Source organism: Deinococcus sp., from assembly GCF_018260405.1.
GTDB lineage: Bacteria > Deinococcota > Deinococci > Deinococcales > Deinococcaceae > Deinococcus.
The window spans coordinates 21,472-33,170 of the sequence record NZ_JAGLBG010000019.1 but is presented as its reverse complement, the minus strand read 5'-3'; the positions used below and the strand labels follow the sequence as shown (position 1 = coordinate 33,170).

Genomic DNA, 11,699 nt, shown 5'->3' with positions numbered 1-11,699 from the left:
CTGCTCCAGCGATTGTGCGCCTGATGAAGAGGGCAGCATGGATACTCCGACGATATGGGCCTCAGACAGCCTCTAAGAAGGAGGCAGGCGTGCGTTTCATATGGACTGCCGTCTGTTTCGTTAACTAGCTCCCGGTTACAGCGCCTATCCGACAGAAGTCATTCAGGGCCAAATGATTTAGAGCAGTTCTCCGAATGATGGGCACGTCGGAAAAACATCGCCGCCCCCTTCATTCTACGTTCTGCTCTTTTTTTTCACTCGTTCTACTCCGTTCTACTCGGCAAAAAGAGGGTCAAAAGAGCACCATCTTTTTGCAAAATGCTCTAGTTCAGTTGCGCCTGCCTCGCCGCACTCTGGGCCGCGCCCTGGGCGAGGCGGCCCACACTGAGGCCCTGCACGATGATGCTGAACACCACCACGGCGTAGGTCATGACCAGAAAGAGGTCGTGCTCTGGCCCGGCAGGCACCATGAACGCCAGCGCCACGCTGATCGCCCCGCGCAACCCGCCCCAGATAAGCAGGCGGCGGCTGTAAGGGTCGAAACTGTATCTGCGGCTCAGCACGCCAAAGGGCAGCACCACGCTGACCGTCCGGGCCAGCAGCACCAGCGGAATGGCGATCAGCCCGAGCAGCAGCGAGCGGCCACTGAAATCGATGCCGACCACCTGCAAGGCCAGCAGCGAGAACAGCGCGATATTCAGCAGTTCGTCGGTCAGGTGCCAGAAGGCCTCGTGGCGCTCATGGCTCGACAGCGCCAGGGGACGGCGGTCGGTAAGCGAACCGATCAGCAGCCCCGCCGCCACCGCCGCGAGTGGGGCCGAAACGTGCAGGTTTGTGGCAACTGTGGTACACAGCAGCACTACCCCCAGCGTCACCAGCACCTCGGTGGAAAAATCGTCGATGGCCCGCAGCGCCAGGTAACCCAGCAGCCCCAGCACGCCGCCCAGCACCAGGCCGCCCAGCGCCTCCTGGGCAAAAAACCCGGCGATTCCGGCCAGGCTCACTTCGCTGCCGTGCCCACCCGCCGCGTGCGCCCCAGCCCCGACCAGCCCGGCCAGCACCGCGAAGGCCACCACGCCCACGCCGTCGTTGAAAAGGCTTTCGCCCGCCACGACGGTCTCGATCCGCTCGGGAACTTTGGCCTGTTTAAGCATTCCCAGCACCGCCACCGGGTCGGTCGGCGAGATCAGCGCCCCGAACAGCAGGCAATACATCAGCGAAACATGCAGCCCGAACAGGCTCAGCAGGCCATAGGTGCCAAAACCCACCAGCGCAATCGAGAGGGCCGTAGAAATCAGCGCGAAGGTCAGAATCGGGCCGTGGAGCTTCCAGAGCGCGGGCGAATTGACCCCCAGCGCACCGGCGAACAGCAAGAAGGACAGCACGCCCTGAAACACAAAGTCCTGAAACTGGAAGGCCCGCACCAGTTCCACCATCTGCACCGCAAACGGCACTTTAAGGGCCGACAGCCCAAAGAGCAGCAGACTGACGATCAGGCCGCCGACCGTGACCCCAATAGAAGCGGGAAGTTTGAGAAAGCGGGCGTTCAGAAAGGCGAGTCCAGCCGTCAGCACCAGCAGCAGCGTCGAGAGTTCAAGTAACGTCATAACTACACCTCGTACAGATTCCGGCTGAAGGCTAGGGCTCCGGACAGCGAAGGGAACACAGCAGCGGAGCTTCCATTTCGCAGACAGGGGAGCGGTCTCCTTTCAAAAGGAGGAAGGAATAAACAAAATCTAAAAAACCCGTCTTACTCAGGTTTCTTCTATTTTGACAGAATGAGGGGCAAAACTGGCCCTGCCTAAACGCCAGATGAGGATTGGCGGCGCTCTGCCCACGCGTATGGAGCGTGCTCGCCCACTTGGCATGAAAAACCGTAAGCAACATGACATACAACCCTGGTCTATTCGCACACATGTTCCAGCGCGTTTTGAATCAGCACCGTGACGTGCCCATCAAGCAGGCGGTAATACGCGACCCGGCCCTCCTTGCGGTAGCTCACGACGCGACCGGCCCGCAGCAGGCGCAACTGATGGCTCACGGCGCTTTCGCTGAGGCCGATGACAGCGGCCAGGTCGCACACGCACAGTTCGGAGTGTTGCAGGGCGCTCAGCAGGCGCAAGCGGGTCGGGTCGGCGACCAGTTTCAGGAAGGCGGCGGCCTGCTCCACACGGCCCTCACCCGGCAAAGTGGCGCGGGCTGCCCCTACCGCCTCCGGGTGAATCATGCTGACTTCGCACACGTCGGCGCGTTCGTTTTCGGGCACGGGCCTCGGGGCCGCGTTTGCTCGTTCCAGTTCGGCGGGAGAAGTCACTGCTCCGCTCCGGAAACCTGACCTGCCGCCCGGCCCCTGGTATTCAGGGTTCCGGTGTTCCGGTCTCCAGTCTCCGGGCTTTCAGTGTCCAGGCCACCAGCTCGGCCACCGTGCCAGCGCAGCAGCCGCAGCGCGTTGGCCGTGACCAGCGCCGTGGCCCCGGTGTCGGCCAGCACCGCCATCCAGAGGTTGGTGTAGCCCAGCAGGGTCGTCACCAGAAAAATGGCCTTGAGACCCAGTGCCAGCCCGATATTCCACCTGATGTTGGTCATGGTGTCGCGTGAGAGCGCGATCAGTTCGGCCACGCCGCCGACCCGGTCACGCAGCAGCGCCGCGTCCGCCGTTTCGAGGGCCACGTCGGTGCCGCTGCCCATAGCGACGCCCACATCGGCCCGGGCCAGCGCCGGGGCGTCGTTGATGCCGTCGCCCACCATCGCTACGCCCCCACGCTTCCCAAGTTCCGAGATGATCCGCAGCTTGTCGGCGGGCAGCAGCCCGGCCTGGGCCTGTATTCCCAGGTCAGCAGCAATAGCCTGGGCCGTGCGCGGGTTGTCGCCCGTAAGCATCACCGTGCTCACCCCCAGCCGCGCCAGCCGGGCCAGCGCCGCCCGCGCGTCGGGTCTCGGCTCGTCCCGCAGTGCCAGCACGCCCAGGACGCTGGAGCCGTCGTGCAGCACGACCGCCGTTTTCCCTTCGGTTTCCCAGACCTCCACGCTTTGCAAGAGGCCATTCGGCAGGCTCAGCACGCTGCCAGCCGCCGCAGGCGAACTGACCCACAGCGTCCGGCCTTCCACCACCGCACTAACGCCCTGACCGGGGAGCGCCTTGGCCCCGGCAGCGGTGGGCACCGTCAACTGCGCGGCCTGCGCTTCTGCCACAACTGCTCTGCCCAGCGGGTGACTGCTGCCACTTTCGACCGCCGCTGCCAGCCGCAGCACCTCGCTGCGTTCCACAACCGTGCCGGGCAATGGGCCAGCCAGAATATCGGTCATGCGGGGGCGGCCCGCCGTCAGGGTGCCGGTCTTGTCGAAGGCCACCGTCTTAATGATGCCTACCCGTTCCAGCACCGCGCCGCCCTTGATGAGCAGCCCACGCCGCGCCCCCGCACCGATGGCGCTGGTGATGGCCGCCGGAACACTGAGCACCAGCGCACAGGGGCAACCGATCAGCAGCAGGGCCAGCCCCTTGTACAGCCACATAGGCCAGGGCTGACCGAACAGCAGTGGGGGAACCAAGGCCACCAGCGCGGCGACCAGCACCACGCCCGGCGTGTACCAGCGGCTGAACCGGTCGATCAACCGGGCGGTAGGAGCCCGATGCTCCTCGGCTTCTTCGACCAGATGAATAATCCGGGCAATGGTATTGTCGGCGGCCTCCTTCTCGACCCTGACCGTGAGGGTGCCGTCGGTGTTGATGCTGCCCGCGTAGACCCGGTCGCCCGCCACCTTGCTCACGGGCATGCTCTCGCCGGTCACGGGGCTGTCATCCAGATGAGAGGTTCCGGCCACGATCAGGCCGTCGGCTGGCACGCGCCCACCGGGATTGACCTGCACCCGCTGCCCCACCCGCAGAGCGTCGGCTGGCACCTCGCGCACGCCCCCAGGCTCCAGCAGCAGCGCCGTTTTCGGGGCCAGCGCCGCGAGCGCCTGAATGCCCGCCCGCGCCCGCCCCGCCGCAACGCCCTCCAGCAGTTCCCCGAGTGCAAACAGGAACACGACCACCGCGCCCTCGGCAGCTTGCCCGATCAGCAGCGCCCCGACCCCCGCCAGCGTGACCAGCAACTCGATACTGAACAGGTCGCCCAGTCGCGCACTGACAAAAGCTTTGCGGGCCAGCGGCCACACCCCCAGCAGAGTAGCCGCCGCGAACCCGGCGTAACCCAACGCGGGCAGGCTTAGGCTTAGGATCCAGGCCAGCGCCAGTAGCGTCCCCGATACCAGCACCAGTCGGCCCTGCGTGCCACGGAACCAGGGCGTGCCAGCCGCGAGTTTCTCATGGCTGGAGTGGTTATGGTTGGAGTGGCCGTGCCCCAGATGATCCTGCCCGGTGTGCCCGGCTTCGGGGTGGTCATGTTGGGGTGGGCGGGCCTGCGCCGCCGCACTTCGCAAAGTGGGTACGTAGCCCAGCGAACGCAGGTGGCTTTCTAGGCTCTGGCGCGGCGTCTGCGTTTCGTCGAGGTGCAGTTGCAGGGTCTGGCGACTGAAACTGGTTCTGACTTCGCCCGTTCCCGGCAGTCGCCCGACCAGGCGCTCGACCTTCTGCACGCAGTTGGCACAGTCCATACCCTCGACGAAATAGGTCAGGGTTTCGCCCCGGTGAGCAGCAGTCGGCTCAGACATGCAGGCAGTATATCTGAATATATGCTCAGATATAAGCATTTAGCACCAAAAAAAAGCCCCCACGAGGGAGGCTTTAGCCAACAACCGGAATTTACAGGTTGCCTTTGAGGGTACTGGCGACCTTGAAGGCCACTTTCTTGCCAGCAGGAATCTGAATCTTTTCGCTGGTGCCGGGGCGCACGCCGGTACGGGCGGCGGTGGCCTTGACGCTCAGGGTGCCCAGACCGGGCAGGCCGACGCTCTTGCCGCTCTTGATGGCGTCAACGATGCAGTCGAGCATGCTGCTCACGGCTTCTTCGCTCTGCTTCTTGGTCAGGCCGGTCTTGTCGGCGACCATTTCGACGAGCTGGGTCTTGGCAACCTTGTTGCTTTCAGCGGGAGCGGCCTTTTTGGGGGCGGCTTTTGCGCTGGCAGCGGGCTTCTTGGCGGCGGGCTTAGCAGACTTTTTGGTCATGGTGAGCAGCATGACATATCAAAACGCCGTTGTGAAGGGGGGGCAGGATCGGAAATGCCGACCAGCACGCTCTTATCAAAAGTAATGATTACAAAAACCGTGTCTGGGACGGTGTTTATAAAAACAGATGCGCCCTGCGCTGGGGGCCTGCCTCCCCCCCTCAGAACAGCGCGGCTCCGCGTACTCGCGCCATTTCAGCGGCGCTTTAGGCGTGGGGTCTACGGTGGGGTCGTGAAAAACAGCAAGAGGTTTATGCTTTGAGGCAACTCTGCGGGTCGCGTTGCATTCCTCCCATGACTAAAGTCACGGGTGTCCAGGGTCTTACATGAAAGTCCTGACGGTATTCAACCATGCGGGCGGTGCCGGAAAAACCAGCATCACCCGCGAGATCGGCTATGAGATGAGTTTGCAGGGGCTGCGGGTTCTGCTGATTGACCTTGACCCCCAGGCCAACCTGACGAGCTGGCTGGGCATTTCCGGCGTGCAGGCGGAAGAAACGGTGCGGAGCGTGGCCGTGGACGGCGCGGCGCTGCCAACTCCGCGTGAGGTGTATGGCCTTTCGGTGATTCCGTCAGCCGGTGGGGGTCTACGCGCCTGGTTCGCCGGTGCATCAGGACGTGCGGCAGCTGAGTGCCGACGTGGCGCAGGCGGTGGGGCTGCCCTACCCGCAGGCGGCGGGAAGCGGGGTGGACGCATGACCCGTAAGCGACCTGAGCGGGCTGCTGGGGTCAGTGCAGGAGCTGACGCGCCCCAGCGACTCGGATACCCTCAGCGTACTTCTGACGCAGATTGCCCCGTATGCCCGGCAGCCGCGCCGCAGCTTTGCCGACGCCGACCTGAAGGCGCTGGCCGAGAGCATCCGGTAAAAAGGGATTTTGCAGCCGCTGCTGGTGCGTCCGGCTGCCGACGGCAACGGCTATGAGATCGCGGCGGGCGAACGGCGCTACCGCGCCTCGCTGCTGGCCGGGCTGACGGAAGTCCCGGTGCTGGTGCGCGACTTCACCGACGAACAGATGCTGGAAGTCGGTCTGGTCGAAAACCTTCAGCGCGAGAACCTGTCGGTACTTGACGAGGTCGAGGGCAAGCTGCGCCTGATCGCGCTGCGGCTGGGGGGCGCGCTGCCCGAGGCGCGGCAACGGCTGATCGGCAACCTGCGTAACGAGGAGCCAGGCGATACCGCCGTGTTTTCCGAGATTTTTGCGATGACGGGCCGGGAAACCTGGCAGAGTTTTGCCAAGAATAAGGTGCGTATTTTGCAGTGGCCCGAAGAGGTGCTGGCCGCCATGCGGGAGCGGGGGCTGGCGTACAGTCTGGCCGCCGTGGTCGCCGCCGCGCCCGCCGACCTGCGCCCCGGTCTGCTAAAGCAGGCGCTGGCCGGGGCAACCTCGCAGCCGCTGGCTTCGCGGCCTGGAACCAAAGCAGCAAGCCGAGTTGCAAAAGTGGTTGGCAGCTCGCCCCGCCTGGATGAAGCAGACCGGGGAACCGGAAGCACCGACGCCGCCAGACGAGCCGGTAGTCTGGGTCGATTAGTGGTCAAAGGGTTTAATACGGATTCCGCTAAATTCCGCCACAGTCGGGAAGACACCGCCTGCGGCTCCATACCGCGAAACCCGTATGTTGTTCCTACTCGCATCCGCTCGGATTGATTCGGAACTGCACCAAATCAATCGGAATCCGTATAACACAGAAGCGCCCGTCCCTCAATACTGGGACGGGCGCTTCTGTGTTTACTCCGGGTCAGGCCGGAACGGTGGAGTCCAGCAGCGTGGCCGGATGCTCGGGCTTGACGCGCTTACGCTCGAACAGCCAAAACATGGTGGGCACCACATAGAAGGTAAGCAGCGTACTGGTAACCACTCCGCCCAGAATCACGATGCCCAGACCCCGGCGGAACTCGGCGCCGTCGCCTTTGCCCAGGATGAGCGGAATCGAGATTACCAGCACCGTCAGGGTGGTCATGATGATGGGCCGGAAGCGCAGTTCGGCGGCCTCGATCAGGGCGTCGTGCAGCGGCAGCGAACGGGCACGCTCAGTTACGAACTCCAGATACAGGATCGAGTTCTTGGTAGAGAGGCCCAGCAAAATGACCATTCCCAGCACTGTAATAACGTCGAGGTTGACCCGGAACAGGTTCAGTGCCCACAGCGCCCCCACGATTGCCAGCGGTACCGGCAGCAGCAGGTAGATGGGGTAGCGGAACGAGTTGAACTGGCTGCCCAGCACCAGATACAGCAGCATGAGGGCCGCCAGCATCAGGATCGGGCCGTAAAAGACCAGATCACCCGTCAGGCCCGAGCTGCCAAAGGAACTGGCGTTGCCCAGCGTCACGTTGTCTTTCAGGATTCCGGCCTTGGTCGCGTTAGCAATGATGGTCTTCTGATACGCAAAGGCGTTGGTGCCGTCTTTGGCGAGGTTGAGGTCGATGGTGGCGGTGTAGGCCTTGTTGTAGCGCGACAGGGTCGCCGGGGCCTGGTCAAGTTGGAACGAACCGAGCTGCGAGAGCGGAATGTTGGCGTTCAGGGTAGGGGAAAAGACGGTCTGTGACAGCAGGCTCTGCTCACCGCCGATCAGGGACGGATCGAGGCGCACCACGATATCTACGCTCTTGTCGCCCGAGCGCATACTTCCCGCTGTGGTGCCGTTGTTGTACGTCCGCAGTGCCTGGGCGAGGTCGCTGGTGGTCAGCCCCGTTCCCGCGAGCCTGGCCTGGTCAGGCACGAAGGTGCGTTCCTGGCGGGTGGCGCTCAGGCTGCTCTTGACCGAGGTGATGTGCGGGTCACTCGTCAGCAGGCGGGCCAGGTCACGGCTGCGTGCGCGGAGCAGGGTCTGGTTGGGCGCAGTGAGGGCCAGACTCAGGTCGGCGCTGCCGCTCGGGCCGGTTTGCTGGGTCGAGATGGTCAGTTCGGTGCCGGGGTACTGCTGCACCAGCGGCTGCAACTCGGCCCTAAACTGCTCAATCAGTTCCTCGATGCCTTTGCGCTCGGCGCGGGGAACCAGCGTCACCGTCAGGCTGCTGAGGTTCGAGCCGCTGCCGGTCATCGGCCCACCGCTGCCCACGCTGGCCCCGGCCAGTTTAACTTCGGGGTGCGCCAGCAGTTTGTCTTCGATGCGGGTGGTCACGGTGTTGGTCGCTGCGAGACTCGCGCCAGTGGGCAGCGTCAGCTCGACAGTCAGCAGGCCGCTGTCCGTTTTGGGCGTGAAGGCAAACCCGATGGACTTCATGGCGAGTGGCGCACTGAACAGAAACAGCCCGGCCAGCCCCAGCACCAGCCAGGGCCGCCGCAAGGCTCCATTCAGGCTTCCGGCGTAGGCTTTGGCGGTGCGGGTCACGCCTGCCAGGGTGATGTTGTGCAGCGCGTCGGTGATCGCCGCCAGCAGGAGGTACAGCGCCCCCAGTACCCAGCGCAGCAGCGGAGCCAGCAGCAGCGCGGCCACGGCGATAACTGGTTTGGGCAGCGGCAGCGCCCGCAACAGCAAGAAGGCAATCAGGCCGCCAACCAGCAGTAGAACAATATCCATGGCGTTCTGACCGCGCAGCATCGCCTTGCCGTAGGGCTGGCGCAGGCCGCGCAGCGCGGCGGGCAGGGTCGCCAGGCTGATCGGCGGCGGCTCGCGGGTGTAGGCCATACGCACAGTCAGGAAAAGCAGGCTTTCAAGCCAGCTCATAATGATGGCGGCGGCAATGCCCAGCCCGAACTGCGAGAAGAACTGCCCCAGAATGCCCGGCATCAGGCTTAGCGGAATCAGCACGGCCAGCAGCGAGAACGAGGCGGCAGTGATGGCGCTGAAGACTTCCGAGCCGCCCAGCAGCACGCTTCTGAGCTGGCTATAGCCCAGGTCGCGGTAGCGCTGCACGTTCTCGGCGACCACGATCGAGTCATCTACGACCAGCCCGATGGCCACGATAATCGCCAGCAGGCTGATGATGTTGAAGGTAAAGCCCACCACCCCGAACAGCAGCGGCGCGGCGCTGATCGAAATGGGAATCGCCAGGATGACCGAAAAGACCGTGTTCAGGCGTCCGAGAAACAGCAGGCAGATCAGGCCGACGGCCACGATGGCAAGCAGAAATTCTTTGAAAGTGTCCTTGACGGTCGAGCGGGTTTCGCGGGTGGTGTCGCTGGCGAGGGCCAGGCGGTAGCCGTCTGGCAGGGGCTGGCTCTGCATGGCGGCCCGCACGTTGTCGGTTACGGCCACGCTGTTCGAGCCGCTGGCCTTACGCACTGAAAGCAGCACAGCGCCCTGACCATTCACGCGGGCGTAGGTGGTGGGGTCTGCGCTGCTGTCGCGCACGTTCGCCACATCCCGCACACGCACCCCGGTGGCGTTGTCCACCACGATGCGGCTCACGTCGCTGATGTTGCGCGGCGTATTGCGGGTGCTGTACTGCGTGACCGTGCCGCCCTGATCAAGCGTTCCGGCGGGCAGGTCAAGCGCCGAGCCGCTGATGGCCTGGGTTACGCGGGCGGGGGTGAGGTTGTAGGCCTGCAATTTGGTGGGGTCGAGCAACACCTGCACCTGCCGTTCGGGGCCGCCGACCAGACTCACGTCGGCCACGCCCTTGACGCGCTCCAGGCGGGGCTTGAGGGTATCCTCGGCGTAGGTATTGACCTCACTGGCCGGGGCACTGCCGCCCAGCAGGGCGAGTGTAAGAATCGGCGTGGCGTTGGGGTCGAACTTTTGCACCACCGGCGCGTCTACTCCGCTGGGCAGGGTCGCCCGGATCGCGGCGACAGCCTGCGACACGCTGTTGGCCGCCGAGTCGATGTTGGTGCCGTCGGCGAACGTGATCACCACCGCCGACTGGTTACTGACGCTGGTGGTGTTGATGTCTGATACGCCTGCCAGGGTGCTGACCGCGTCCTCAATCTTGCGGCTCACCTCGCGGTCAACCTGATCGGGGTTGGCCCCGGAATAGGTCGTGCTGACCGCCAGCACCGGCACCTCGAAATTGGGCAGCAGTTCGACACCCAGCCGGAAAGCCGAAGCGAGGCCCGCCAGCACCAGAATCACGAAAATGCCGATGGAAAACACATAGTTCTTGACACTGAAACGGATCAGCGGGTGAACCTGCGGCTCGGGGGTGCCGTCGGGCAGGGTGCCCCGCAGCTGGTCAATTTCACTGGAGCCGTGGGTACTCATGGCGTTTTTCCTGCCGGGCCAGTGGCTGCACTTCCTGCCGGGCGAGTGGCCGCGCCGCCCTCTTGCACGCTGCTCCCGTCTTGCAAGCTGGCGGGTACGGGGCTGATGATCTTGCTGCCGCTCTCGACCCCGTTGACCGTTACCTGCCCGTTCGACTCGGCCAGCACGTCGACCGCGCGGCGTTTGGCCTTGCCCGCCTCGACGCTGTAAACCGCGTTGCCCTGGGTGTCGGCCTGTACCGCCTCGCTGGGCAGCAGCACGCCCTGGGCCAGGGTGGTCTGGTAATGCACCTGCGTGGTCGCCCCGATGGGTAGCTGGTCGCCGCCTTCCACACTGGCCTGGATGGGCACCAGGCGGTCGGTTCCGGCGATTCCGGTGCTGTCCACGACCTGCCCGGCGTAGGTTTTGCCGCCGTAAGCCACGTTCAGTTTCGCGCCGTTGGTCAGGGTTCTGGCGTCGCTGGCGGGCACACTGAACTTGGCGCGAATACTGCCGGGATCGACCAGCCGGAAGACAGTGCTGCCCTGGGTGGCAAATTCGCCCACCTCGACGTTGATCTCGGCAACCTTGCCCGCAAACGGCGCACGCACGCTGGTGCGGCTCAAATTCTCCTGCGCCTGATTAACAGCCGTCTGGGCCGTGTCCACCTGCACCTGTTGCAGCGGAATGCTGTTCTGGGCGCTCTTGCCGTTCTGGTTTTCGTTCTGCCGGGCCTGCGCCAGCGTGCTCTGGGCCTGGGCCAGCTGCGAGCGGGCCGCCTGAAGGTCGCTCAGGCTGGTGCCGCCGACCTGGTACAGTTTCTCGGCGCTCTGGGCTTTTTGCTGCGCCTGGGCCAGGGCCGCCTGCGCCGACTGCACAGCGGCACTTAACGAGGCCCCCGACTGCCCGGCGGTGCTCTGCGCCTGCTCCAGACTGATACGGGCCTGGCGCAGTTGCAACTGGGCGTTTTGCAGGGCCTGGCGCTGCTGGGTCGGGTCGAGCTGCACCACCACGGCTCCGGCAGGCACCTGGGTCCCCACCTTAACCGGCACCGATTCCACTGTGCCGCTGACCCGCGCAGCCACCTTGCTGTCGCGCTGGGCGCCGATCGTGGCACTGACGTTGCGCTGCACGGTCAGGGCGCCGCTTTTGGCCGTTACCGTGGCCACCTGAATGGCGGTGGACTTGGGCGGCGGGGCATCGAGGTCGTTATTCTGAGCGGTCTGTCCAGGGGCCTTGCAGCCGGTCAGCAGGGCCGCGCCCAGGAGCAGGGTCACGGGGAAGGCCCGCCTCATGTCTGGCTCCAGGGCAGGGCCACCGGCGAAAAACGTTCAGGGAGTAAGCATTCAGACATTGTTCAGTTCCTTTGCAACAGGTTTGAGGTAGGGAAAGGTTCGCACGGCACGGCGCACGTTCGGACAAGCCGTAGTTTAGGTCAAGCTGCTGGCCGGGCAGTCCCGTTTTCGCTCAT

General features: G+C 64.4%; 8 protein-coding genes and 1 pseudogene. 3 read left to right on the top strand and 6 right to left on the bottom strand.

The window, feature by feature from the left end:
* Nucleotides 1-323 precede the first annotated feature (323 nt).
* The 4 genes from QZ269_RS04255 to QZ269_RS04240 all read right to left on the bottom strand — a co-directional run bounded on the left by QZ269_RS04255 (nt 324) and on the right by QZ269_RS04240 (nt 5,119).
* Nucleotides 324-1,607, bottom strand: coding sequence for a sodium:proton antiporter (locus QZ269_RS04255; RefSeq protein ID WP_291424638.1), 1,284 nt, complete (start codon nt 1,605-1,607; stop codon nt 324-326).
* A gap of 296 nt (nt 1,608-1,903) precedes the next feature.
* Nucleotides 1,904-2,227 carry a helix-turn-helix transcriptional regulator gene (locus QZ269_RS04250; RefSeq protein WP_291424644.1) on the bottom strand — a complete coding sequence of 108 codons (324 nt, stop codon included), beginning with the start codon at nt 2,225-2,227 and terminating at the stop codon, nt 1,904-1,906.
* A gap of 83 nt (nt 2,228-2,310) precedes the next feature.
* Nucleotides 2,311-4,653, bottom strand: a complete 2,343-nt coding sequence (locus QZ269_RS04245) for a heavy metal translocating P-type ATPase (protein ID WP_291424636.1) — start codon at nt 4,651-4,653, stop codon at nt 2,311-2,313.
* A 91-nt stretch (nt 4,654-4,744) separates the two neighbouring features.
* Nucleotides 4,745-5,119, bottom strand: coding sequence for an HU family DNA-binding protein (locus QZ269_RS04240; RefSeq protein ID WP_291424634.1), 375 nt, complete (start codon nt 5,117-5,119; stop codon nt 4,745-4,747).
* A gap of 313 nt (nt 5,120-5,432) precedes the next feature.
* On the opposite strand from QZ269_RS04240, the pseudogene QZ269_RS04235 reads away from it, so the two are divergent.
* From QZ269_RS04235 to QZ269_RS04225, 3 genes and pseudogenes are all read left to right on the top strand, one after another.
* A pseudogene (locus tag QZ269_RS04235) lies at nt 5,433-5,654 on the top strand (ParA family protein); the annotation flags it as partial.
* Between the two features lie 184 nt (nt 5,655-5,838).
* Entirely contained in the window at nt 5,839-5,973 is a 135-nt protein-coding gene (locus QZ269_RS04230; protein ID WP_291424646.1) for a hypothetical protein, read from the top strand.
* Nucleotides 5,974-5,982: 9 nt separating this feature from the next.
* Nucleotides 5,983-6,753: a ParB/RepB/Spo0J family partition protein gene (locus tag QZ269_RS04225; protein WP_291424632.1), complete on the top strand. Its 771-nt coding sequence runs from the start codon at nt 5,983-5,985 to the stop codon at nt 6,751-6,753.
* Nucleotides 6,754-6,844: 91 nt separating this feature from the next.
* Here the strand turns inward: QZ269_RS04225 and QZ269_RS04220 are convergent, their stop codons facing one another.
* Both QZ269_RS04220 and QZ269_RS04215 read right to left on the bottom strand, forming a co-directional pair.
* Nucleotides 6,845-10,249, bottom strand: coding sequence for an efflux RND transporter permease subunit (locus QZ269_RS04220; RefSeq protein ID WP_291424631.1), 3,405 nt, complete (start codon nt 10,247-10,249; stop codon nt 6,845-6,847).
* Complete coding sequence (locus QZ269_RS04215) at nt 10,246-11,523, bottom strand: efflux RND transporter periplasmic adaptor subunit (protein WP_291424628.1); 1,278 nt, start codon at nt 11,521-11,523, stop codon at nt 10,246-10,248. Before QZ269_RS04215 ends, QZ269_RS04220 begins: the two co-directional genes overlap by 4 nt.
* Nucleotides 11,524-11,699: the final 176 nt, after the last annotated feature.

Coding starts and splice junctions, on each gene's coding strand:
- QZ269_RS04215 (WP_291424628.1), bottom strand. CDS start 11,523: ATGAGGCGGGCCTTCCCCGTGACCCTGCTCCTGGGCGCGGCCCTGCTG.
- QZ269_RS04220 (WP_291424631.1), bottom strand. CDS start 10,249: ATGAGTACCCACGGCTCCAGTGAAATTGACCAGCTGCGGGGCACCCTG.
- QZ269_RS04255 (WP_291424638.1), bottom strand. CDS start 1,607: ATGACGTTACTTGAACTCTCGACGCTGCTGCTGGTGCTGACGGCTGGA.
- QZ269_RS04240 (WP_291424634.1), bottom strand. CDS start 5,119: ATGCTGCTCACCATGACCAAAAAGTCTGCTAAGCCCGCCGCCAAGAAG.
- QZ269_RS04250 (WP_291424644.1), bottom strand. CDS start 2,227: ATGATTCACCCGGAGGCGGTAGGGGCAGCCCGCGCCACTTTGCCGGGT.
- QZ269_RS04245 (WP_291424636.1), bottom strand. CDS start 4,653: ATGTCTGAGCCGACTGCTGCTCACCGGGGCGAAACCCTGACCTATTTC.